Annotated in this window: 20 protein-coding genes; 12 read left to right on the plus strand and 8 right to left on the minus strand. The window is 60.8% G+C overall.

Features of this window, described 5'->3' with window-relative positions; genetic code table 11:
* Positions 1-146: 146 nt before the first annotated feature.
* Together ACODTD_RS19130 and ACODTD_RS19135 are read left to right on the plus strand one after the other, a co-directional pair.
* Positions 147-2,015 (plus strand): c-type cytochrome, encoded by a 1,869-nt coding sequence (locus tag ACODTD_RS19130; RefSeq protein ID WP_011336284.1) that lies wholly within the window; start codon positions 147-149, stop codon positions 2,013-2,015.
* Between the two features lie 25 nt (positions 2,016-2,040).
* Complete coding sequence (locus ACODTD_RS19135) at positions 2,041-3,285, plus strand: metallophosphoesterase family protein (RefSeq protein ID WP_221615996.1); 1,245 nt, start codon at positions 2,041-2,043, stop codon at positions 3,283-3,285.
* Between the two features lie 75 nt (positions 3,286-3,360).
* Here ACODTD_RS19135 and gbcA read toward each other — a convergent pair whose 3' ends face one another.
* Positions 3,361-4,653: a glycine-betaine demethylase subunit GbcA gene (gene gbcA / locus ACODTD_RS19140; RefSeq protein WP_011336282.1), complete on the minus strand. Its 1,293-nt coding sequence runs from the start codon at positions 4,651-4,653 to the stop codon at positions 3,361-3,363.
* A 281-nt stretch (positions 4,654-4,934) separates the two neighbouring features.
* Between gbcA and gbcB the strand changes: the two genes are divergently transcribed.
* Positions 4,935-6,035, plus strand: a complete 1,101-nt coding sequence (gene gbcB / locus ACODTD_RS19145; RefSeq protein ID WP_011336281.1) for a glycine-betaine demethylase subunit GbcB — start codon at positions 4,935-4,937, stop codon at positions 6,033-6,035.
* Between the two features lie 67 nt (positions 6,036-6,102).
* Here the strand turns inward: gbcB and ACODTD_RS19150 are convergent, their stop codons facing one another.
* The 5 genes from ACODTD_RS19150 to ACODTD_RS19170 all read right to left on the minus strand — a co-directional run bounded on the left by ACODTD_RS19150 (position 6,103) and on the right by ACODTD_RS19170 (position 10,494).
* On the minus strand, positions 6,103-6,489 hold the full coding sequence (locus ACODTD_RS19150) for a hypothetical protein (protein ID WP_011336280.1): 387 nt from the start codon (positions 6,487-6,489) through the stop codon (positions 6,103-6,105).
* Positions 6,486-7,934 carry a hypothetical protein gene (locus ACODTD_RS19155; RefSeq protein ID WP_011336279.1) on the minus strand — a complete coding sequence of 483 codons (1,449 nt, stop codon included), beginning with the start codon at positions 7,932-7,934 and terminating at the stop codon, positions 6,486-6,488. The genes ACODTD_RS19150 and ACODTD_RS19155 overlap by 4 nt, the downstream gene beginning before the upstream one ends.
* Complete coding sequence (locus tag ACODTD_RS19160; protein WP_011336278.1) at positions 7,931-8,416, minus strand: Hcp family type VI secretion system effector; 486 nt, start codon at positions 8,414-8,416, stop codon at positions 7,931-7,933. Before ACODTD_RS19160 ends, ACODTD_RS19155 begins: the two co-directional genes overlap by 4 nt.
* Before the next feature lie 90 nt (positions 8,417-8,506).
* Positions 8,507-9,331 (minus strand): SDR family oxidoreductase, encoded by an 825-nt coding sequence (locus ACODTD_RS19165; protein ID WP_129972201.1) that lies wholly within the window; start codon positions 9,329-9,331, stop codon positions 8,507-8,509.
* A 122-nt stretch (positions 9,332-9,453) separates the two neighbouring features.
* Positions 9,454-10,494, minus strand: coding sequence for a threonine aldolase family protein (locus ACODTD_RS19170; RefSeq protein ID WP_011336276.1), 1,041 nt, complete (start codon positions 10,492-10,494; stop codon positions 9,454-9,456).
* 127 nt (positions 10,495-10,621) lie between these two features.
* On the opposite strand from ACODTD_RS19170, the gene ACODTD_RS19175 reads away from it, so the two are divergent.
* The 8 genes from ACODTD_RS19175 (at position 10,622) to fdhA (ending at position 20,229) form a co-directional block, all read left to right on the plus strand.
* Positions 10,622-11,332: a TraX family protein gene (locus ACODTD_RS19175; RefSeq protein WP_489105097.1), complete on the plus strand. Its 711-nt coding sequence runs from the start codon at positions 10,622-10,624 to the stop codon at positions 11,330-11,332.
* Between the two features lie 156 nt (positions 11,333-11,488).
* Positions 11,489-12,742: a serine hydroxymethyltransferase gene (gene glyA, locus ACODTD_RS19180; RefSeq protein ID WP_011336274.1), complete on the plus strand. Its 1,254-nt coding sequence runs from the start codon at positions 11,489-11,491 to the stop codon at positions 12,740-12,742.
* 20 nt (positions 12,743-12,762) lie between these two features.
* A complete protein-coding gene (locus ACODTD_RS19185; protein WP_003206307.1) occupies positions 12,763-14,013 on the plus strand; it encodes a sarcosine oxidase subunit beta in 1,251 nt (416 codons plus the stop codon).
* 14 nt (positions 14,014-14,027) lie between these two features.
* Positions 14,028-14,357: a sarcosine oxidase subunit delta gene (locus ACODTD_RS19190; RefSeq protein WP_011336273.1), complete on the plus strand. Its 330-nt coding sequence runs from the start codon at positions 14,028-14,030 to the stop codon at positions 14,355-14,357.
* Positions 14,354-17,371: a sarcosine oxidase subunit alpha gene (locus ACODTD_RS19195; protein ID WP_085654007.1), complete on the plus strand. Its 3,018-nt coding sequence runs from the start codon at positions 14,354-14,356 to the stop codon at positions 17,369-17,371. The genes ACODTD_RS19190 and ACODTD_RS19195 overlap by 4 nt, the downstream gene beginning before the upstream one ends.
* Before the next feature lie 55 nt (positions 17,372-17,426).
* On the plus strand, positions 17,427-18,059 hold the full coding sequence (locus ACODTD_RS19200; protein ID WP_064380256.1) for a sarcosine oxidase subunit gamma: 633 nt from the start codon (positions 17,427-17,429) through the stop codon (positions 18,057-18,059).
* A 13-nt stretch (positions 18,060-18,072) separates the two neighbouring features.
* Positions 18,073-18,930 (plus strand): formyltetrahydrofolate deformylase, encoded by an 858-nt coding sequence (purU, locus tag ACODTD_RS19205; RefSeq protein WP_285354372.1) that lies wholly within the window; start codon positions 18,073-18,075, stop codon positions 18,928-18,930.
* Between the two features lie 99 nt (positions 18,931-19,029).
* On the plus strand, positions 19,030-20,229 hold the full coding sequence (fdhA, locus tag ACODTD_RS19210; protein ID WP_011336270.1) for a formaldehyde dehydrogenase, glutathione-independent: 1,200 nt from the start codon (positions 19,030-19,032) through the stop codon (positions 20,227-20,229).
* Between the two features lie 56 nt (positions 20,230-20,285).
* Here fdhA and ACODTD_RS19215 read toward each other — a convergent pair whose 3' ends face one another.
* Positions 20,286-20,588 (minus strand): hypothetical protein, encoded by a 303-nt coding sequence (locus tag ACODTD_RS19215; RefSeq protein ID WP_285354373.1) that lies wholly within the window; start codon positions 20,586-20,588, stop codon positions 20,286-20,288.
* 267 nt (positions 20,589-20,855) lie between these two features.
* Here ACODTD_RS19215 and ACODTD_RS19220 point away from each other — a divergent pair, with 267 nt between their 5' ends.
* Positions 20,856-21,413: a DUF2780 domain-containing protein gene (locus tag ACODTD_RS19220; protein ID WP_011336267.1), complete on the plus strand. Its 558-nt coding sequence runs from the start codon at positions 20,856-20,858 to the stop codon at positions 21,411-21,413.
* Between the two features lies 1 nt (position 21,414).
* Here the strand turns inward: ACODTD_RS19220 and yihG are convergent, their stop codons facing one another.
* A complete protein-coding gene (gene yihG, locus ACODTD_RS19225; RefSeq protein ID WP_041475446.1) occupies positions 21,415-22,302 on the minus strand; it encodes a 1-acylglycerol-3-phosphate O-acyltransferase, YihG family in 888 nt (295 codons plus the stop codon).
* Positions 22,303-22,477 lie beyond the last annotated feature (175 nt).

Genomic DNA, 22,477 nt, shown 5'->3' on the forward strand with positions numbered 1-22,477 from the left:
CCCGATCGTGTCGATCGTTCCCACGCTCTGCGTGGGAACGCCGCCATGGACGCTCTGCGTCCGCTTTTGTGACGCGGAGCGTCACGAGATGCATTCCCCCGCGGACGGTTCGACGCTTCGACGGGGGAACGATCTGGGGAACTGATATGGACAGCTACATCCGCTGGTTTCAACGCTTCATCTGGCTCGGCATTGCGATGAACATGGTGTTCGCGATCCCGGCGCTGTTCGCGCCGGGGTTGCTGACATCGGTGGTCGGCCTGCCGCCGCAACTCTCCGACCCGTGGCTGGAAAACGCCGGAATGCTGCTGGTCGGCATCAGCGTGTTCTACATGCCGTCGGGCTTCGACGCGCCGCGCTACGTGGTGCATTCCTGGTTGTGCGTGCTGACGCGGCTGATTGCGGTGGTGTTCTGGATCTACCTGATCAACACCAGCAGCCAGGGTTCGGTGTTCGTGCCGATGCTGATGGGTGACCTGAGCTTTTTCCTGATCCTCGGCATCCTGCTGTACCTCGGCACCCCCCCTGAAAACCGACCCCTGGCGCTGCTGTGTGACGGCTGGCGCGAATGGCGGGCGGCGTGGGCGCGGCAGTGGCAGAGTCACGCGTTCAAAGTCGGCACCCTGATCGTGGTGGCGCTGCTGGCGTTCATCGGTTACCAGACCTGGTATCAGATGCTGCGCGTGGTGCCGGAGCAGGATTACTCCTCAGACGAAGATCACTACAAGTACGCCGCGATTGGCCTGGGTATCGAGGCGCGGATTCCCTATTACCTGTTCTCCGTGCTGCCACAAATGTGCCCGGAAAAACTGCCGAAACCCGGTGGCTGGGAAGTCTTCGGTTTCCTGTTCGAGAACGGCAAGGACCTGCCGATCGGCATGGCCAAGCGGCAGATCGGCTACCCGACCGTCGAGCCGAACTGCGCGCTGTGCCACACCGGTTCCTACCGGGCGAATGCCAGCGACGTTGCGGTGAATGTGCCGAGCGCGCCGGCCAACACCCTGCAACTGCAGGCCTTCCAGTGGTTCGCCTACGATTGCGCCAGCGATCCGAAATTCACCACCGACGCGGTGATGGCGGCGATCAACAGCAAATTCCAGCTGGGCTTTTTCGAGAAGCTCTACAACCGCTACCTGATCATCCCGATGGCCAAGACCGCGCTGCTCAAACAGAAGCAGGCCTACGCCTGGCAGAAGCTGCGCCCGCAACAGGGGCCGGGGCGCACCGACACCTTCAACCCGACGAAAATGGTGGTGTTCGGCTTCCCGGATGACTCGACCATCGGCACTGTCGACCTGCCGCAAGTGTGGAACCAGAAACCCCGGGAATCGATGTACCTGCACTGGGACGGCAATAACAACAAGATCCACGAGCGCAACTACGCCGCTGCGATGGCGGTGGGCGCGACGCCGGAGTCGGTGCTGCCGCCGAGTTTCAACCGGGTGACCAACTGGCTGCTCGGGCACAAGGCGCCGGCGTGGCCGTGGGCACTGGATCAGGCAAAAGTCGCCCAGGGCAAACCGGTGTGGGAGGCTAACTGCGCGGGTTGTCACGATTTCGGTCGCGTCGATACCGGGCAAGTCACTACCAACATCGACCAGCTCGGCACCGATCCGCACCGGCTGAACTCGTTCACCACCGGGCTGGTAGCGGCGTTCCACACCTTCAAGAAACCGCCGTTCGATTTCGGTGCCTATCGCAAGACCCAGAGCTACAGCAACACGCCCACCGACGGCATCTGGCTGCGTGCGCCGTACCTGCACAACGGTTCGGTGCCGACCCTGTGGGACTTGCTGCAACCGCCGGAAAAACGTCCGCAGGTGTTCATCACCGGCTCCGATGTCTACGACCCGGTCAACGTCGGCTTCGTGACGAGTGGCGCCCAGGCCAAAGCCTCGGCGGATTTCACCTACGACACGCGTCTGGAAGGCAACCACAACAGCGGTCACCTGTACGGCACGACGCTGTCGGACGACGACAAGCGTGCGCTGATCGAATTCATGAAAACCCTGTGAACCCTTACGGATAGAGGATTTCGCCATGTCAGCGGTCGGTCATCTGAAACACGAATACGACAAGGTCAAGCTGCGCCTGCACGGCTTGTTCACGCGCATCGAAATGGCCTGGATGAAGCTCATCAGCGAACTCGAACCCAAGGAATTCGAGGCCATCATCAAGTTGCTCCAACGCGGTCACGATCAGGCGCAATACGTGCTCAAGCACGGCGAGTTGCCGACCGACGAGCCGGCCGTGCCGTGGGAGTTGGCCCACGGTTTGTCGATCCTGCGCATCGGCAACGCGACGCCGTTGCCGCAATCGCCCGATCAATTGCAGACCAAGGTGCTCAAGGACGGCACGTTGCTTGGCTGCCGCAAATGGGAACTGCTGGATCTGCTGTGGAGCGAGGCTCTGCTCAAGTGGATCGAGAACCTGCGCCATCACGCGACTTTCGGCACCGATCCGGCGCTGGTGACCATGGAGCGCGAAGTGACGCTGGCGATTGCCGGCGACTGGGGCACCGGACCGTTCAACAGCCATGCGCCGGCGGTGTCGGTGGCCAACCAGATGCAACTGGCCAATGCCGATTTCACCATTCACCTGGGGGACGTCTATTACGCCGGCACTCACTCCCAGGAAGACACCGACATGGCCGGCTGGCCGATGGGCACCCACGGCTCGTTCACCCTCAATTCCAACCACGAGATGTACAGCGGCGCCCACGGTTACTTCAAGGAACTGGCGGCGCGCTTTCCGGGGCAGCAGGGCACCAGTTACTTTGCCCTGATCAATGACGACTGGCTGATTGTCGGGCTGGATACGGCGTACGCCTCGGACGTCATGAACCTGTACATGGACGGCACCCTGAACAAGCCGCAGATCGAATGGATGAAGGGCCTGCCGAAGCGCAAAAAACTCATGGTGCTCAGCCACCATCAGGGCTTCGACATCACCGGGCACCACAAGACTGCGCTGTATCAACCGGTGTGCGATGCGCTGGGGCGTGAGCCGGATTATTGGTATTGGGGCCATTTGCACAACGGCATTGTCTATGCGGCCCAGGGCGGACTGCATGCGCGTTGTGCCGGGCACGGAGCGATTCCCTACGGCACCACCAGCGAGCTGAACGGGCATTCGCGGGTGCTGTTTTCGGAGACGAAGGATGCGAACGATCCGGACTACCCGCTGCGGGTGTTGAACGGGTACGCGAAGATCAGGTTGGTGGGGGAGGAGATTTTCGAGGAGTTTATCGGGGAGGATGGATCGGTGAGGTGGTCATCGAAATGATGCGGTGATTGTGTGATCGTTCCCACGCAGAGCGTGGGAAAGATCTGTCACGATTCAACTTGCCAGCGATGCTTTTTAGCCTTGGACCGGCACGCCTTTGAGGTACGGCGCAGGCTCGGCCCCGAGGTTGCTCAGCATCCGCTCGCTGTACCAATCGACGAAGTTGACCACGCCGAACTCATAGGTCTTGGAGTACGGGCCCGGCTGGTAGGCGGTGGAGTTGATCCCGCGCTGGTTCTCTTCGGCCAGACGACGGTCCTGATCGTTGGTCGCGTCCCATACCTGGCGCATGCGTTCGACGTCGTAATCCACGCCTTCGACCGCATCCTTGTGCACCAGCCACTTGGTGGTGACCATGGTTTCCTGGGCGCTGATCGGCCACACGGTGAACACGATGATGTGGTCGCCCATGCAGTGGTTCCACGAGTGCGGCAGGTGCAGGATGCGCATCGAGCCCAGGTCCGGGTTCTTGATCCGGCCCATCAGCTTGGCGCAGCCCTGTTTGCCGTCCATGGTCATCGACACGGTGCCCTTGAGCAGCGGCATGCGCACGATGCGGTTGCGCAGGCCGAAACTGGCGTGGGCGTAAGGGATCTTTTCGGCTTCCCACGCGGCAGCGGAGGCGGCGACGTGATCCTTGAACGCCTGATCGGCACGGGGGTCGGTGACGTCGTCCCATTCCAGCAGGGTTTTCAACAGTTCCGGGTGAGAACCGCTGCAGTGGTAGCACTCGCGGTTGTTTTCCAGCACCAGTTTCCAGTTGGCCTTTTCCATCAAGGTGGTTTGCACCGCCACCTTGGTGTTCTCCATGTCGTACGGTTCCATGTAGTGGTTCAGGGTCGACAGGAAGTCATCGATGGCCGGCGGGTTCTCCGCCAGGCTGATGAAGATGTAACCGCCGGCGGTCTTCACGTTCACCGGTTTCAGACCGTACTGCTTCATGTCGAAGTCGGCGCCCATTTCGGTGCCGGCGAACAGCAGGCGACCGTCCAGCTCATACGTCCACTGGTGGTAGTGGCAGACCAGTTTGGCGACCTTGCCCTTGTCGCTGGTGCACAGGCGTGAGCCACGGTGACGACAGACGTTGTGGAACGCGTGCACCACGCCTTCGGCACCGCGAATGACGATGATCGGGTTCTTGCCGATCTGCAGGGTGATGTAGTTGCCCTTGGCCGGGATCTCGCAGGTCATGCCGGCGATCAACCACTCTTTCTGGAAGATCTCCTGCATGTCGATATCGAACAGGCGTTCGTCACTGTAGAACGGTTGCGGCAGCGAATAGGTGCGCTCGCGTTCCTGGAGCATTTGTGCGGTGGCCTTGCGTGCGGGTTCCAGCGGGTCGCCCAGGCTGATTTTTGCGGTGTCCATCGATGAATTCCTCAAGGCCATCTGCGTGGCCGCGAAAGTGGCTGATCAGGGTTGCAGCGCAAGGTGTAAAGAATCTGTTTGTGTTGGGGGCGAGTGTGGGGCCGCCGCTGCCCGGAACCTTATCCATGGGCGACATGGTGCAATCTGTTCCCGACGCGCAACCCCCGGTGGTTGGGGGCTGGTCGCGATAAGTATGTCAATGTCGCGGATAGGTAAACGGGGCGTTCGCGCTATACGCAGAATCGCCACATGAAGGCCGACAGTCGGCCGTGGAGAACAGCATGTCGAACAGCTTCCTGAATCCGGTCACCACCCAGACCTGGGCCAATGGCCGACACATCGTCCGTTGCGTCAAAGTCATCCAGGAAACCTGGGATGTGCGCACCTTCTGCTTCATGGCCGACCAGCCGATCCTGTTCTTCTTCAAGCCCGGGCAGTTCGTGACCCTGGAGCTGGAGATCGAAGGCCAGCCGATCATGCGTTCGTACACCATCTCCAGCTCGCCGTCGGTGCCGTACAGTTTTTCGGTGACCATCAAGCGCGTGCCGGGGGGCAAGGTCTCCAACTGGTTGCACGACACCCTGCATGAAGGCCAGGAGCTGGCGGTGCACGGACCGGTCGGGCTGTTCAACGCCATCGATTTCCCGAGCCCGAAAGTGCTCTACCTGAGCGGTGGCGTCGGAATCACCCCAGTGATGTCCATGGCGCGCTGGTTCTACGACACCAACGGCAACGTCGACATGACGTTCATCCACAGTGCCCGCTCGCCGAAAGACATCATTTACCACCGCGAGCTGGAACACATGGCGTCGCGGATCGACAACTTCAGCCTGCACCTGATCTGCGAAAAGCATGGGCTGGGCGAGCCGTGGGCCGGCTATCGCGGCTACCTCAACCACAAGATGCTCGAACTGATGGTGCCGGACTTCCTCGAGCGCGAAGTCTTCTGCTGCGGCCCGACGCCGTACATGACGGCGGTCAAACGCCTGCTGGAAAACGCCGGCTACGACATGAAGCGCTATCACGAGGAATCCTTCGGCGCCACGCCGCCGGAAGCCCGTGCCGACGCGGTGGAACAGGCCGAACAGGCAGCGGAAGCACCGGAAGTCCCGGCGGCGGATCTGCACCTGGTGGAATTCACCTCTTCGGACAAGAGCATCCGTGTTGCGCCGGGCGAGACCGTGCATGCGGCGGCTGCCAAGGTCGGCCTGATGATCCCGAAAGCCTGCGGCATGGGGATCTGCGGGACGTGCAAGGTGCTCAAGCTGGGCGGCGAGGTGGAGATGGATCACAACGGCGGGATCACCGAGGACGACGAGGCGGAGGGGTACATTCTTTCTTGCTGCAGTGTGCCGAAGGGGGATGTTCGGATCGAATATTGAATTCAGTTTGCAGGCTTGGGGGCGATCTCTCGTAGGGGAGATCGTATGAAGTAATTAGTTGCTGTTTTTAAATAACTTCTAATGCGGCGAGAAGTCCAAAGAGCAAAAAAGTTAAGCCGGAAATTCTCTGATATTTATATAGTGTAAGTAGCGTGCGTTTGAAGTCTGGCGGAAAATTTTTAATATCTTTTGCGCTCAGTTTCCCTTGGTAAAGGTAGATTTCTGGACGTTTCAGGAAGCTAAAAATTTCCCCCATCATGTAGATCCGCCCCCGCACGCCTCCATGCCATAGCATCATAAGGCCTCCGGCGATCGAACTGTTTTGAAGGCTGTTCATTATTAGTTCTATTTTTGTTTTTGCGATATATAAAACGATGCAGTTAATTATTATGAGTGCGGCGACGTTTATGATGTTTAGAATGATAAAGGCATCTCTTGCAGTTTCATAACTCATCGGGTTTTCTCGTAAATCAATTCACCGGCGATTTCGCCGCCTTTTTCGCCCATATAGCCGACCGTAAAGGATCCGGCTCCCGCAACCACGATCCCGCACAGTGCCCCACCGATTCCTGCACTGGATACCCCGAGTGCTACGCAAATGGTGGAGGCCGTGCTTGCACCTACAGCAGAACCGACAGCTCCACCCAGAAAACTTCCGGTTTCGGTGAATTTAATCTTTTCGCACTCCTCGGCGTTCTCGTTCGTACAGACATCCTGAACCTTCATTACCGAGGCTCCGCCAGCCACGGCCGTACCAATCCATCCGCCATATTTTACGTATTGCGAGGCTTTCACCACGCCTTGAATGTGAGTGGCGTACCCGGGCGGCTGGCCGATGCCGCCAGCCTTCCTCCAGCGGTGCACCAGGTGCGGATGCTCGATTCCTAGAGCGATCTTGAGGTTTGGGTGATCAGGGAGGCCAATGACTTTCTTCGTCAATCCGGTTAGCTGTCCGTCCAGCCGTTGAAGTAATTCGGCGCGCCGCTTTTTGAATGCTTTTGAGTTCAGGCTGCCATTGGTCTCGATAGTGCTGATATGCAATGCCTCAATTTCTTTCAAAGCGGCTTTTATGCCATCCAGATGATTAGCCGCCATGGCAGTACCAACCCCAATAACTTTTGACCCATCTGAAAGCGTCCGTCTGATGACCTCATAGTGCTGGGCAAAAAAGTCCGCCTCTTCCACCGTCAACGGCGCCAGCGCCATGCTGACGATGTGCGCGGTTTCCATCAGCAGTGATTCTTCATAGGTGCATTGCTGATTGTCTGGATCACTCAGAACAATCATCGATCCGGCCTTCACCACGTCCTCCAGTGGATTCAGGCTTTTGAATTTGGCGATGACACTCGGGTTTGGCGACGCAAACAGCTGCGCCTGAAGTTTCTCGGCGGACACGCTTTTGGGCACGATGTAGAACCCTGGCTCTTCGGGCGCCGGCAGCTCCTGCGGCCAATGCTCGCGGGGAACCATTCGCAAGTCGTTGACCGGACGCGGAGAGGAGGGCGGGGCTGAGTTCGGGCGTGTCACTTTCAGGTTCTGCTGGTGAGCGGCCCGCAGCAGACGTTCCGGATCGGGAGTTGCTGCAGGCTGTGGGAGCATCGACAAGCGTCGTGCCTTGGCCGTGCCGGTGATCGCTCCGTGCCTGTTTTGCTGCAGGATCCGAGACTGGTTCAGCAGGTTGTGTTGTTCCTGCACAAGCGCAAGGATTCCCTGCTCCGGAGTCAGGCGTCCGGCGGCAACCTCATCGGTGATGTGCTTGGCGAAATATGCGACTTGTTGATTGAACTGCACGCGCGCGATGCCGAACGCCAGATGGCGAGCACTGGCGGTCAGCGCCTGGCCGAGCAGATTGCCGGCGGCATCCTCAACGCCGCAGGGATCATGTGGTCGAGGGTTCAATCCTGGCTGCCCCACGAGGTATGGCCGGTGGTGCCCGCAATGTGGTGTACCCAACTGATGCCGCGGTAACGAATGGCCAGTTGTTCTTGAGGTTGAGCGTCGTTTTGCAGAATGACGTGGGGCACTTCCTGCGAGAGTTCAGCCAGAACGGCCCCATCGAGGGAAATTGAATAAAACTTCTCCTGCTGACCTTGAGGCGAGGTTCGGTAAAGGCTGATCGTGCATTCGAGTTCTTCGCTGTTCGAATGCGCCTGGGCCAGCAAGGGGGAGGATTTGTCGACCGCTTTGGTGATGATGACCGGTTGGTGGACGGCTTTGCCGAGGTTGTTGTCGCGGCGCATTTCATGGCTCAAGGCGAACACCATGATTTCATCGGTATGGGCTTTTTGGTATTTGTTGCCGACCGATTCCGGGGTCGAACACCCGGCTGAAATAAGGCCTTGAGTCTTGCCGGTAATGGTCATGTAGGCAGGGTTCGCCATAGTCAGCACTCCTCGAAAAAGGAGCAGGCAGTCTATGGCGAAGCCTGTTTGGTTTATGTAGGTCCTGGTGTAGGTTTATTCTGAAAATGCTCAGTCGATAAACAGATCCGTCATCAACTTCGCGTCACTCTTCGGCTCAAACCGATAGTGGTCGAATTCGCTCACGCCGCTTTCGCGCAAGATCTCTTCATCAATCAACAACCGCCCGGTAATCCGCCGCCCGCTGCTGCTCAGAATCACATGCGCCGCATCCGCCATGATCGCTGGTGTGCGCGCATGCTTGAACGACTCCCGATTGCCCAGCTGAAACTCGATGGCCGCCGTGGCAATCATGGTCTGCGGCCACAGCGAATTGACGCTGATGCCGTAGTTGGCAAACTCCTCGCTCATCCCGACCGTCAGCATGCTCATGCCGTACTTGGTCACGGTGTAGGGGCTGTACTGGGCGAACCACTTACTGGCCAGATTCAGCGGCGGTGACAGGTTAAGGATGTGCCCGGAGGATTTCTTCAGGTAGGGCAAGGCCGCCTGGCTGCACAGCAACACCGCGCGGGTGTTGATCTGGTGCATCAGGTCGAAACGCTTGAGTTCGATGTGCTGCACACCGGTCAACTTGATCGCCCCAGCGTTGTTCACCAGCGCATCGATCCCGCCAAAATGTTGATTGGCCTGGGCCAGCGCCTGTCGCACCGCCTCCTCATCCCGCACATCCAGTTGCAGCGCCAGGGCCTTGCCGCCGGCCGCTTCGACTTCAGCGGCGACGCTGTGGATGGTGCCGGGCAACTTGGCGTGCGGCTCGGCGCTCTTGGCCGCGATCACGATATTGGCCCCGTCCTGTGCAGCCCGCAGCGCAATCTCGCGCCCGATGCCACGGCTGGCGCCAGTGATGAACAAGGTTTTGCCTTTTAGCGACATGCGCAAGCTCCTGCTTATTGTTATGTGAGCGATGGCTCGACAGACAATGTAGACGATGGAGCTGAAACAGGAGGGGGAGGAGCTGTGGCGTGGGAGCAGGCTCCCGCGCCACGGGGAGGCGATCAGGCCGACATGACTTCGCGGATGTCGCGCGCCAGTTCGCGTACGCGTTCCTCTTCGGTGTCCCACGAGCACATGAAGCGCGCGCCGCCCTTGCCGATGAAGGTGTAGAAGCGCCAGCCGCGCGCGGTCAGGGCGGCGATGGCCGGTTCCGAGAGTTGCAGGAACACGCCGTTGGCCTGGACCGGGAACATCAGTTCCACGCCCGGGATGTCGCTGACCAGTTCGGCCAGCAGTTGCGCGCAGTGGTTGGCGTGGCGGGCGTATTTGAGCCAGGCGTCGTTTTCCAGGATGCCGACCCACGGCGCCGACAGGAAACGCATCTTCGAAGCCAGTTGCCCGGCCTGTTTGCAGCGGTAGTCGAAGTCTTCGGCCAGTTTGTGGTTGAAGAACAGGATCGCCTCACCCACCGCCATGCCGTTTTTCGTGCCGCCGAAGCACAGCACGTCGACGCCGGCCTTCCAGGTCAGATCCGCCGGCGAGCAGCCGAGGAAGGCGCAGGCGTTGGAGAACCGCGCGCCGTCCATGTGCAGGTTCAGGCCCAGTTCCTTGCAGGTGTCGCTGATGGCACGGACTTCTTCCGGGGTGTAGACACTGCCGACCTCGGTGGCCTGGGTCAGCGTCACCACGCGCGGTTTCGGGTAGTGGATGTCCTGGCGCTTGAGGGCGACTTCGCGGATCGAGGCCGGGGTGATCTTGCCGTTTTCAGTGCCGGCGATCAGCAGTTTCGAACCGTTGGAGAAAAATTCCGGTGCGCCGCATTCGTCGGTTTCGACGTGGGCGGTTTCCGAGCAGATCACGCTGTGGTAACTCTGGCACAGCGACGACAGCGCCAGCGAGTTGGCGGCGGTGCCGTTGAAGGCGAAGAACACTTCGCAGTCGGTCTCGAACAGCTTGCGGAAATCATCCGAGGCGCGGGCTGTCCATTCATCGTCGCCATAGGCGCGCTGGTGGCCGTGGTTGGCCTGTTCCATGGCAGCCCAGGCTTCAGGGCAGATACCGGAGTAGTTGTCGCTGGCGAATTGTTGGCTCTTGTCGGTCATGGCCGGCTTCCGTGATCGGTGCGCTTGTGGCGCTCCGTTGGTCAATGAGGGTGCGCACTTTACCGAAGATCATCCGGGGAGCACACGGGATGTCGCTGTGAGAACTTTACAAGGATGCGAGCCGATTATGCACCTGAGCCAGCGTGACGGCGCACTCGATCTGCTCAAGTGGCTGGCGCTGCTGAGCATGCTGCTCGATCACCTGCGATATGTCGGGATCAGCGCCGATTGGCTGTATGTGCCGGGGCGGCTGGCGTTCCCGTGGTTCTGCCTGGCGATGGCGGCGAATCTGGCGCGGGACGGCACGCGCAAGACCGAATGGCGCTATCTGGGCTGGTTGCTGCTGTTCAGCCTGCTCAGCGAGATTCCCTACCGTTTGTACATTCCCGAGCCCGACACCTTGAACGTGATGCCCACGCTGGCGCTGGGTTTGCTGGTGGCGCGGGGCTGGCAGGATCAGGCACTGGTTTCGCGATTGCTGGCTGTCGGCGCGTTGCTGGTGGCCGCGTTGTTCCCGGAGCGACTGATGTTCGGTCTGTTCGGCGTCCTGCTGCCATTGGCGATGTTGCTGGTGTTTCGCAAACCCTGGTATTTCAGCCTGCTGCCGGGGCTGGTGTGTCTGGCGGCGAATCAGTGGCAGGTGCTCTTCGAATCCGCGCAGTTCGGCAACTTGGTCGCCATCGGCGGCATTGCGACCTGCCTGATGGCGCCATTGCTCGGAATGTGCCTGCTGCGACACGCCATTTACCTCCACGCGCCACCCATGCGGCGCTGGGCGTATGCGCTCTATCCCGCGCATTTCGTGGTTCTTCTGGCCTTGCGCCAGCTACTTGTTTGAGTCTGTCGCCGCCGCCATGTCGTAAACGCACCTTTGCGTGGCGTCCGTAGGCATTTGACCTCCCTGCGCCGGCCATACCATCGCATCAAAGGGCACTGGCTGAACGCCGTGCCTTACCGAGACGAATGGCGCACAGATGCCGCTGGGAGAGACGCGATGTTCAGCAAGCAAGACCAGATCCAGGGTTACGACGATGCACTGCTGGCGGCGATGAATGCCGAGGAGCAACGTCAGGAAGATCACATCGAGCTGATCGCGTCGGAGAACTACACCAGCAAACGCGTCATGCAAGCGCAAGGCAGCGGCCTGACCAACAAATACGCCGAAGGCTATCCGGGCAAGCGCTACTACGGTGGCTGCGAGCACGTCGACAAGGTCGAAGCGCTGGCCATCGAACGCGCCAAGCAACTGTTCGGCGCCGATTACGCCAACGTCCAGCCGCACTCCGGTTCCTCGGCCAACAGCGCCGTGTACCTGGCCCTGCTGCAAGCGGGCGACACCATTCTCGGCATGAGCCTGGCCCACGGCGGTCACCTGACCCACGGCGCCAAGGTGTCGTCCTCGGGCAAGCTGTACAACGCCGTGCAGTACGGCATCGACACCAAAACCGGCCTGATCGATTACGACGAAGTCGAGCGTCTGGCTGTCGAGTGCAAACCGAAGATGATCGTCGCCGGTTTCTCGGCCTACTCGAAAACCCTCGACTTCCCGCGCTTCCGTCAGATTGCCGACAAGGTCGGTGCGCTGCTGTTCGTCGACATGGCCCACGTCGCCGGACTGGTGGCCGCCGGTCTGTACCCGAACCCGCTGCCGTACGCCGACGTGGTCACCACCACGACGCACAAGACCCTGCGCGGTCCCCGTGGCGGCCTGATCCTGGCCAAGGCCAACGAAGAAATCGAGAAGAAGCTCAACGCCGCGGTATTCCCCGGCGCCCAGGGCGGCCCGCTGATGCACGTTATCGCCGGCAAGGCCGTGTGCTTCAAGGAAGCGCTGGAGCCCGGCTTCAAGGCCTATCAGCAACAAGTGATCGACAACGCCCAGGCGATGGCGAGCGTCTTTATCAAACGTGGCTACGATGTAGTGTCCGGCGGCACCGACAACCACCTGTTCCTGGTCAGCCTGATCCGTCAGGGCCTTACCGGTAAGGACGCCGACGCCGCCCTCGGTCGCGCGCACATCACCGTCAACAAGAACGCCGTACCGAACGACCCGCAGTCGCCGTTCGTCACCTCCGGCCTGCGCATCGGCACCCCGGCGGTGACCACCCGCGGCTTCAAGGTGACCCAGTGCGTGACGCTGGCCGGCTGGATCTGCGACATCCTCGACAACCTCGGCGATGCCGATGTCGAGGCCAACGTCGCCCAGCAGGTTTCGGCCCTGTGCGCTGACTTCCCGGTTTATCGCTGAGCGTTCTGGAGTACATGACTATGCAACGCTATTCGGGCTTCGGCCTCTTCAAACACTCCCTCAGCCACCACGAAAACTGGCAGCGCATGTGGCGCACGCCGACCCCGAAAAAGGTCTACGACGTGGTCATCGTCGGCGGCGGCGGGCACGGTCTGGCGACGGCTTACTATCTGGCCAAAGAGCACGGCATCACCAACGTGGCCGTGGTCGAGAAGGGCTGGCTGGGCGGCGGTAACACCGCGCGCAACACCACCATCGTTCGCTCCAACTACCTGTGGGACGAGTCGGCGCACCTGTACGAACACGCGATGAAACTGTGGGAAGGCCTGTCGCAGGACCTGAACTACAACGTGATGTTCTCCCAGCGCGGCGTCTACAACCTGTGCCACACCCTGCAGGACATCCGTGATTCCGAGCGTCGGGTCAGCGCCAACCGCCTCAACGGCGTCGACGGCGAACTGCTCAACGCCAAGCAGGTCGCGGACGAAATTCCGTACCTCGACTGCTCGAAAAACACCCGCTACCCGGTGATGGGCGCGACCGTTCAGCGTCGCGGCGGCGTGGCCCGTCACGATGCCGTGGCCTGGGGCTTTGCCCGTGCCGCAGACGCCCTCGGTGTGGACCTGATCCAGCAGACCGAAGTGATCGGTTTCCGCAAGGAAAACGGTGTGTGCATCGGCGTTGAAACCAACAAGGGCTTCATCGGCGCCAAGCGCGTCGGCGTGGTCACCGCCGGTAACTCCGGGCACATGGCCAAGCTCGCCGGTTTCCGTCTGCCGATCGAATCCCACCCGCTGCAAGCGCTGGTGTCCGAGCCGATCAAACCGATCATCGACAGCGTGATCATGTCCAACGCCGTGCACGGTTACATCAGCCAGTCCGACAAGGGCGACCTGGTGATCGGCGCCGGTATCGACGGCTACAACGGCTACGGCCAGCGCGGTTCGTACCCGGTGATCGAGCACACCATCCAGGCCATCGTCGAGATGTTCCCGGTGCTGTCGCGAGTGCGCATGAACCGTCAGTGGGGCGGCATCGTCGACACCACGCCGGACGCCTGCCCGATCATTTCGAAAACCCCGGTACCGAACATGTTCTTCAACTGCGGTTGGGGCACCGGCGGCTTCAAGGCCACACCTGGCTCGGGCAACGTGTTTGCCGCAAGCCTGGCCAAGGGTGAAATGCACCCGCTGGCCGCACCTTTCTCCATCGACCGTTTCCACAACGGTGCGTTGATCGACGAACACGGCGCTGCGGCTGTCGCCCACTAACAGGAGAAATCCCCATGTTGCATATCTTCTGTCCTCACTGCGGCGAACTGCGCTCCGAAGAGGAATTCCACGCATCCGGTCAGGCGCACATTCCGCGTCCGCTGGATCCGAACAGCTGCACCGACGAGGAGTGGGGCGACTACATGTTCTTCCGCGACAACCCTCGCGGTCTGCACCACGAGTTGTGGGATCACGTCGCCGGTTGCCGCCAGTACTTCAACGTCACCCGCGACACCGTGACCTACGAGATTCTCGAAACCTACAAGATCGGCACCAAGCCGCAATTCACCGACAAGGCTGACACTGCGAAAACAGCCACGACGGCGCTGGGAGAGAAGGTATGAGCCAGACCAATCGCCTGTCCAACGGTGGACGGATCGACCGCAACAAAGTGCTGAGCTTCACCTTCAATGGCCAGACCTACAAAGGGTTTGAAGGCGACTCGCTGGCCGCCGCCCTGCTGGCCAACGGCGTCGACATCATTGGCCGCAGCTTCAAGTATTCGCGTCCGCGCGGCATCTTCGCCGCCGGTGCCGAAGAGCCGAACGCTGTCCTGCAAATCGGCGCGACCGAAGCCACCCAGATTCCTAACGTGCGCGCCACGCAACAGGCGTTGTACCAGGGCCTGGTCGCCACCAGCACCAACGGCTGGCCGAGCGTCAACAACGACATGATGGGGATTCTCGGCAAGGTCGGCGGCAAGCTGATGCCGCCGGGTTTCTACTACAAAACCTTCATGTACCCGCAATCGTTCTGGATGACTTACGAGAAGTACATTCGCAAGGCCGCAGGTCTTGGTCGTTCGCCGACCGAAGTCGATCCGGACACTTACGACTACATGAACCAGCACTGCGACGTGCTGATCGTCGGCGCCGGTCCGGCCGGTCTGGCCGCTGCCCTGGCCGCTGCGCGCAGCGGTGCCCGGGTGATCATCGCCGACGAGCAGGAAGAGTTCGGCGGCAGCCTGCTCGATTCCCGCGAAAGCCTCGACGGCAAGCCTGCGATGGAGTGGGTCGCCAGCGTCATCGCTGAGCTGAAGAACACCCCGGACGTGCTGCTGTTGCCGCGCGCCACGGTCAACGGCTACCACGACCATAACTTCCTGACCATTCACGAACGCCTCACCGATCACCTCGGTGACCGCGCGCCGATCGGCCAGGTGCGTCAGCGCATCCACCGCGTCCGCGCCAAGCGCGTGGTGCTGGCGACCGGTGCTCACGAGCGTCCGCTGGTCTACGGCAACAACGACGTGCCGGGCAACATGCTGGCTGGTGCGGTGTCGACTTACGTGCGCCGTTACGGCGTGGCACCGGGCAAGAAACTGGTGCTGTCGACCAACAACGATCACGCCTACCGCGTGGCGCTGGACTGGCTCGACGCCAGCCTGCAAGTCGTCGCCATCGCCGACGCCCGCAGCAATCCGCGTGGCGCACTGGTTGAAGAAGCGCGCGCCAAAGGCATTCGCATCCTCACCGGCAGCGCCGTGATCGAGGCCCGTGGCAGCAAGCACGTGACCGCTGCCCGCGTGGCGGCGATCGATGTCAAAGGCCACAAGGTCACCAGCCCGGGCGAATGGCTCGACTGCGACCTGATCGCCAGCTCCGGCGGTTACAGTCCGGTGGTTCACCTGGCGTCGCACCTCGGCGGCAAGCCGATCTGGCGCGAAGACATCCTCGGCTTCGTACCGGGCGAAGCACCGCAGAAACGTGTGTGCGTCGGTGGCATCAATGGTGTCTACGGCCTCGGCGACTCCCTGGCCGACGGTTTTGAAGGCGGCGTGCGCGCTGCGTCCGAAGCCGGTTTCCAGACCGTTGAAGCCGTGTTGCCGAAAGCCCTGAGCCGTCTGGAAGAGCCGACGTTGGCGCTGTTCCAGGTTCCGCACGAGAAGGGCACTTCGCGGGCGCCGAAGCAATTCGTCGACCTGCAGAACGACGTGACCGCCGCCGCCATCGAACTGGCGACCCGCGAAGGTTTCGAGTCGGTCGAGCACGTCAAACGCTACACCGCGCTGGGCTTCGGCACCGATCAGGGCAAGCTCGGCAACGTCAACGGTCTGGCGATTGCCGCCCGTTCGCTGAACGTGACCATCCCGCAGATGGGCACCACGATGTTCCGTCCGAACTACACGCCGGTGACGTTTGGCGCGGTAGCCGGCCGTCACTGCGGGCACATCTTCGAACCGGTGCGTTACACCGCACTGCATCAATGGCACCTGAAAAACGGCGCCGAGTTCGAAGACGTCGGTCAGTGGAAGCGTCCGTGGTACTTCCCGAAAAACGGCGAAGACATGCATGCCGCCGTCAAACGCGAATGCAAGGCCGTGCGCGACAGCGTCGGTCTGCTGGACGCTTCGACCCTGGGCAAGATCGACATCCAGGGCCCGGACGCCCGCGAGTTCCTCAACCGCGTGTACACCAACGCCTGGACCAAGCTCGACGTGGGCAAGGCCCGTTACGGCCTGATGTGCAAGGAAGACGGCATGGTCTTCGACGACGGTGTGACGGCGTGTCTGGCCGACAACCATTTCGTCATGACCACCACCACCGGCGGTGCGGCTCGCGTACTGCAGTGGCTGGAGCTGTACCACCAGACCGAATGGCCGGACCTGAAGGTGTACTTCACCTCTGTCACCGACCACTGGGCGACCATGACCCTGTCCGGCCCGAACAGCCGCAAGCTGCTCAGCGCCGTGACCGACATCGACCTGGCCAATGAAGCGTTTCCGTTCATGACCTGGAAAGAAGGTTTGGTCGGCGGTGTGCCGGCGCGGGTGTTCCGTATCTCGTTCACCGGTGAGCTGTCGTACGAAGTCAACGTCCAGGCCGATTACGCGATGGGTGTTTTGGAGAAGATTGTCGAGGCGGGCAAGCAGTACAACCTGACGCCTTACGGCACCGAAACCATGCACGTTCTGCGGGCCGAGAAGGGCTTCATCATCGTCGGCCAGGACACCGACGGCTCGATGACCCCGGACGACCTGAACATGGGCTGGTGCGTTGGCCGCACCAAACCGTTCTCGTGGATCGGCCAGCGCGGCATGAACCGTGAAGACTGCGTGCGTGACCAGCGTAAACAGCTTGTCGGCCTGAAACCGATCGATCCGAACGTCTGGCTGCCGGAAGGTGCACAGCTGGTGTTCAACACCAAGCAGTCGATCCCGATGACCATGGTCGGCCACGTGACCTCCAGCTATGCGCACAACTCCCTCGGCTATTCGTTTGCCATGGGCGTGGTGAAGGGCGGTCTCAAGCGCATGGGCGAGCGGGTGTTCGCACCGCTGGCGGATGGCAGCGTGATCGAGGCGGAAATCGTTTCTTCGGTGTTCTTCGATCCGAAAGGCGATCGCCAGAACATCTAATTGATCGCTCCCGCGCCTGGCGCGGGAGCGACACCGAATTCAGGAAGGGTGCTTTATGACCGCAGCCAACGTTTACCAACAACGCCCGACCACCGGGGCCAAGGCCGAGTCGTCGCTGCATCATGCCGACCTCGCCAGCCTGGTCGGCAAGGGCCGCAAGAACGCCGGCGTGACCGTGCGCGAGAAGAAACTCCTCGGTCATCTGACCATCCGTGGTGATGGCCACGATGCCGCGTTCGCTGCCGGTGTGCACAAGGCGCTGGGCATTGAATTGCCGGGTGCCCTGAGCGTGATCGTCAAAGGTGAAACCAGCCTGCAATGGATGGGCCCGGACGAGTGGCTGCTGATCGTGCCGAGCGGTGAAGAGTTCGCTGCCGAGCAGAAACTGCGCGAAGCGCTGGGCGATCTGCACATCGCAATCGTCAACGTCAGCGGCGGCCAGCAGTTGCTCGAACTGAGCGGCCCGAACGTGCGTCAGGTGCTGATGAAATCCACCAGCTACGACGTGCACCCGAACAACTTCCCGGTCGGCAAGGCGGTCGGCACGGTGTTCGCCAAGTCGCAGTTGATGATCCGCCACACCGCCGAAGACACCTGGGAGCTGCTGATTCGCCGCAGCTTCTCGGATTACTGGTGGTTGTGGTTGCAGGATGCGTCCGCCGAATACGGCCTTAGCGTTCAGGCCTGATCAGGAGAAAACGATGAGCCGCGCCCCGGATACATGGATTCTGACCGCCGACTGCCCCAGCGTTCTCGGCACCGTGGACGCGGTGACGCGTTTTCTGTTCGAGCAAGGTTGCTACGTGACCGAGCATCACTCGTTCGATGACCGGCTCTCGGGCCGGTTCTTCATTCGGGTGGAGTTCCGTCAGCCCGACGGTTTTGACGAGCAATCCTTCCGCGCCGGCCTCGCCGAACGCGGTCAGGCGTTCGGCATGATCTTCGAGCTGACTGCGCCGAACTACCGGCCAAAAGTGGTGATCATGGTGTCCAAGGCCGATCACTGCCTCAACGACTTGCTCTATCGCCAGCGCATCGGCCAGTTGTCGATGGACGTGGCGGCGGTGGTGTCCAACCATCCGAACCTCAAGCCGCTGGCCGACTGGCACCAGATTCCCTACTACCATTTCCCCCTCGACCCCAACGACAAACCGGCCCAGGAGCGGCAGGTGTGGCAGGTGATCGAAGAGGCCGGCGCTGAACTGGTGATCCTCGCCCGCTACATGCAGGTGCTGTCGCCGGAGCTGTGCCGCAAGCTCGATGGCAAGGCGATCAACATTCACCACTCGCTGCTGCCGGGCTTCAAGGGCGCAAAGCCGTATCACCAGGCCTACAACAAGGGCGTGAAACTGGTCGGCGCCACCGCGCACTACATCAACAACGACCTGGACGAGGGGCCGATCATCGCCCAGGGCGTCGAGGCGGTGGATCACAGTCATTACCCCGAAGACCTGATTGCCAAGGGCCGCGACATCGAAGGTCTGACCCTGGCCCGGGCCGTGGGGTATCACATTGAGCGGAGGGTGTTTTTGAACGCCAATCGCACCGTCGTTCTTTGAGTCACAAGCAACGCAAAACCAACAAGCAATAACCCGAGCACTTAACGCGCTACCTGCCTGGGCGGCGCGGTTCCATAAAAACAACAGCGAGGTGAAAGCATGTCTGGCAATCGTGGTGTGGTGTATCTCGGCGCTGGCAAGGTCGAAGTACAGAAAATCGACTATCCGAAAATGCAGGATCCGCGCGGCAGGAAGATCGAGCACGGTGTCATCCTGCGTGTGGTTTCAACCAACATTTGCGGCTCCGACCAGCACATGGTGCGCGGCCGCACCACCGCTCAGGTCGGTCTGGTGCTGGGACACGAGATCACCGGTGAAGTGATCGAGAAGGGCAGCGACGTCGAAAGCCTGAAAATCGGCGACCTGGTCTCCGTTCCGTTCAACGTGGCTTGCGGGCGCTGCCGTTCCTGCAAGGAGCAACACACCGGCGTCTGCCTGACCGTCAACCCGGCCCGTGCCGGTGGTGCCTACGGTTACGTCGACATGGGCGACTGGACCGGCGGCCAGGCCGAATACGTGCTGGTGCCGTACGCCGACTTCAACCTGCTGAAACTGCCGGACCGCGACAAGGCCATGGAGAAAATCCGTGACCTGACCTGCCTCTCCGACATTCTGCCGACCGGTTACCACGGCGCCGTTACCGCTGGCGTTGGTCCGGGCAGCACCGTTTACATTGCCGGCGCTGGCCCGGTCGGTCTGGCCGCTGCCGCCTCCGCCCGTTTGCTCGGCGCCGCGGTGGTGATCGTCGGCGACGTCAACACCATCCGCCTGGCCCACGCCAAGGCTCAGGGTTTCGAAATCGTCGACCTGTCGAAAGACACCCCGCTGCACGAACAGATCGCCGCGCTGCTGGGCGAGCCTGAAGTGGATTGCGCGGTGGACTGCGTGGGCTTCGAAGCCCGTGGTCATGGTCACGACGGCGTCAAATCCGAAGCCCCGGCCACCGTGCTCAACTCGCTGATGGGCGTGGTGCGCGTAGCCGGCAAGATCGGTATTCCGGGCCTGTACGTGACCGAAGATCCGGGTGCTGTCGATGCCGCCGCGAAAATGGGCAGCCTGAGCATTCGCTTCGGCCTGGGCTGGGCCAAATCCCACAGCTTCCACACCGGCCAGACTCCGGTGATGAAGTACAACCGTCAGCTGATGCAGGCGATCATGTGGGACCGCATCAACATTGCCGAAGTGGTGGGCGTGCAAGTCATCAGCCTCGATCAGGCGCCGGAAGGTTACGGCGAGTTCGATGCCGGCGTGCCGAAGAAGTTTGTGATTGATCCGCATAAGTTGTTCAGCGCGGCGTAAGTTTCAGCCATAAAAAAGAGCAACCGCGTAGGTTGCTCTTTTTTTAAACATCTAACTTACAATTTCACCGAGCATTTGCTGGCATCACCATCGGTGACTGCACACTCTAAGTTTTTATCCCAACCCGATCCAGTAGGCGTAATTGGAGTGCTTGACTCTAAAACAGTCGTGACGCCCAGACTGCCTTTACCATCATTTTGGCAAATGAACTTGTTTCCGTTTTTAATGCGTGCAGCTGTAAATACCGGATCTTCCGCGCCACCGGAATCGGTCACCGAGACCTTTGGGCATTCCAGTGCATGAGCAGTGCTCAGCATTGCCAGGCAAGCAAGTGCACCTGCGAGAACTTTCAGTTTCATTGTTCGTACTCCGTTACGTAATTGGAGTTCATATATTCCATTTCCCCTTCCAAATTTCCAACTGTCATAAATGACAGGTTTTTAGTTCTATTTGTAATGGTTGCTGCAGAACTTAGAAGTAAGTGGACTCAGGACGAAATGTTTTCCTGTGGTTGATGCAAGAAAACACAGCTTCTGTCTGGGGGAACATGCTGCCGCCTACCCGGTCAAACCGGCAGTTTGATCGCCTGTATCCGGGCGGTCTTTACGCCACAAGAGGATGTCTGAATGAAGATTTCACGCGGTTTTGCCCTGGCATCGCTCCTGACCCTGGCGGCAGGGCCGGTGTTTGCCGGTTTCAGTTTGAATGACGTGGCCGGTGCGGTATCGGGCATGCAGGGCGGGGACAAGGCCGCCGCCGCGGCGCCGACGTCGGAAACCGCCGGTCTGTTGAGTGCCTTGAGCGCGCTGAACGTCACGCCGCAGCAAGCGGTCGGCGGCACCAGTGCGATGTTGGGACTGGCGAAGAACCAGCTGAGCAACACGGACTATTCCGAGCTGGCCAAGGAAGTGCCGGGCATCGACAAGCTCTCGGGCGGCGCTGGCAATCTGGCGGCGCTGAGCGGTTTGCTCGGCTCGTCGGGCAAGTCTGCCGGGCTGGAAAATGCGCTGGGCAACGTCAAGGACACCAATGACCTGAACAACGCCTTCGGTGCGCTGGGCATGGACAGCGGGATGGTCGGCCAGTTTGCCCCGATCCTCCTGCAATACCTCGGTCAGCAGGGTGTCGGCGGTTCGTTGCTGCAAAGCCTGGGCAGCATCTGGGGCACCGGCACCAACGGTTGACTCAGCGGCGCTCGCCCTTGAGTTCGGCGATGCGCTGATCCTTGAGGGTCCAGAGCTGGTTGACCCAGTTCTGGACCTTTTCGCGAAACACCGGATCGTTTTCGTAATCACCCTGCCACAGGGCCGGATCCAGCTCGCGGGTCTGGATGTCGATGATCACGCGCGGCACGTTGCCGCTGATCAGGTCCCAGAACCCCGGAATCTTCTGCTGTGGATAAACCACGGTCACATCGAGAATCGCGTCCAGCTGTTCGCCCATCGCCGCCAGCACGAACGCCACGCCGCCCGCCTTGGGCTTGAGCAGGTGACTGAACGGAGACTGCTGCTGAGTGCTTTTGGCGGCGGTGTAACGGGTGCCTTCCAGATAATTCACCACCGTCACCGGCTGGCGCTTGAACAGCTCGCAGGCGGCTTTGGTAATTTCCAGATCCTTGCCGGCCAGCTCGGGGTTCTTCGCCAGGAACGCCTTGGTGTAGCGCTTCATGAACGGGTAATCCAGCGCCCACCAGGCCAGGCCCAGGAACGGCACCCAGATCAGCTCTTTCTTGAGGAAGAACTTGAAGAACGGCGTGCGCCGGTTGAGGGTCTGGATCAGCGCCGGGATATCGACCCAGGACTGATGATTGCTGATCACCAGGTAGGAAGTGTCGCTGCGCAGGTTTTCGCCGCCGCGAATGTCCCATTGCGTGGGGATGCACAGGCGGAAGATCAGCTTGTCGATTTCCGCCCAGGTTTCGGCGATCCACATCACCGCCCACGAGGCGTAGTCGCGAAAGCGCCCCGGCAGGATCAGCTTGAGCAGGGCGAACACCATCAGCGGGCCGAACAGCACGAGGGTGTTGGACAACAGCAGCAGGGTGACGAAACAGCCGGTGAGCAGGCGGCGCATAAGCAACTCTTGGAAAACGGATGGGCGCGCCATGATAAGTGGCTTCGGCCGACAGGCCAAATCCGCCGGTGACGAATGTTTCACCTGTGGCGCGATAACCTGCCGGGAACGTTCATGCGAACAACGGTCTAAAATCTCGCGTCTGACGCCCCCATTTCCCAAGGAAGCCCCTTAC

It is taken from the genome of Pseudomonas sp. FG35 (assembly GCF_057809295.1).

Excerpts from the sequence above, each read along its gene's own strand:
- ACODTD_RS19150 (WP_011336280.1), bottom strand. The coding sequence starts at position 6,489 with ATGAGTTATGAAACTGCAAGAGATGCCTTTATCATTCTAAACATCATA.
- ACODTD_RS19160 (WP_011336278.1), bottom strand. The coding sequence starts at position 8,416 with ATGGCGAACCCTGCCTACATGACCATTACCGGCAAGACTCAAGGCCTT.
- ACODTD_RS19130 (WP_011336284.1), top strand. The coding sequence starts at position 147 with ATGGACAGCTACATCCGCTGGTTTCAACGCTTCATCTGGCTCGGCATT.
- ACODTD_RS19175 (WP_489105097.1), top strand. The coding sequence starts at position 10,622 with ATGCACCTGAGCCAGCGTGACGGCGCACTCGATCTGCTCAAGTGGCTG.
- ACODTD_RS19135 (WP_221615996.1), top strand. The coding sequence starts at position 2,041 with ATGTCAGCGGTCGGTCATCTGAAACACGAATACGACAAGGTCAAGCTG.
- yihG (WP_041475446.1), bottom strand. The coding sequence starts at position 22,302 with ATGCGCCGCCTGCTCACCGGCTGTTTCGTCACCCTGCTGCTGTTGTCC.
- ACODTD_RS19220 (WP_011336267.1), top strand. The coding sequence starts at position 20,856 with ATGAAGATTTCACGCGGTTTTGCCCTGGCATCGCTCCTGACCCTGGCG.
- gbcA (WP_011336282.1), bottom strand. The coding sequence starts at position 4,653 with ATGGACACCGCAAAAATCAGCCTGGGCGACCCGCTGGAACCCGCACGC.
- ACODTD_RS19195 (WP_085654007.1), top strand. The coding sequence starts at position 14,354 with ATGAGCCAGACCAATCGCCTGTCCAACGGTGGACGGATCGACCGCAAC.
- ACODTD_RS19170 (WP_011336276.1), bottom strand. The coding sequence starts at position 10,494 with ATGACCGACAAGAGCCAACAATTCGCCAGCGACAACTACTCCGGTATC.
- ACODTD_RS19190 (WP_011336273.1), top strand. The coding sequence starts at position 14,028 with ATGTTGCATATCTTCTGTCCTCACTGCGGCGAACTGCGCTCCGAAGAG.
- purU (WP_285354372.1), top strand. The coding sequence starts at position 18,073 with ATGAGCCGCGCCCCGGATACATGGATTCTGACCGCCGACTGCCCCAGC.
- ACODTD_RS19165 (WP_129972201.1), bottom strand. The coding sequence starts at position 9,331 with ATGTCGCTAAAAGGCAAAACCTTGTTCATCACTGGCGCCAGCCGTGGC.
- gbcB (WP_011336281.1), top strand. The coding sequence starts at position 4,935 with ATGTCGAACAGCTTCCTGAATCCGGTCACCACCCAGACCTGGGCCAAT.
- ACODTD_RS19200 (WP_064380256.1), top strand. The coding sequence starts at position 17,427 with ATGACCGCAGCCAACGTTTACCAACAACGCCCGACCACCGGGGCCAAG.
- glyA (WP_011336274.1), top strand. The coding sequence starts at position 11,489 with ATGTTCAGCAAGCAAGACCAGATCCAGGGTTACGACGATGCACTGCTG.
- ACODTD_RS19185 (WP_003206307.1), top strand. The coding sequence starts at position 12,763 with ATGCAACGCTATTCGGGCTTCGGCCTCTTCAAACACTCCCTCAGCCAC.
- fdhA (WP_011336270.1), top strand. The coding sequence starts at position 19,030 with ATGTCTGGCAATCGTGGTGTGGTGTATCTCGGCGCTGGCAAGGTCGAA.
- ACODTD_RS19215 (WP_285354373.1), bottom strand. The coding sequence starts at position 20,588 with ATGAAACTGAAAGTTCTCGCAGGTGCACTTGCTTGCCTGGCAATGCTG.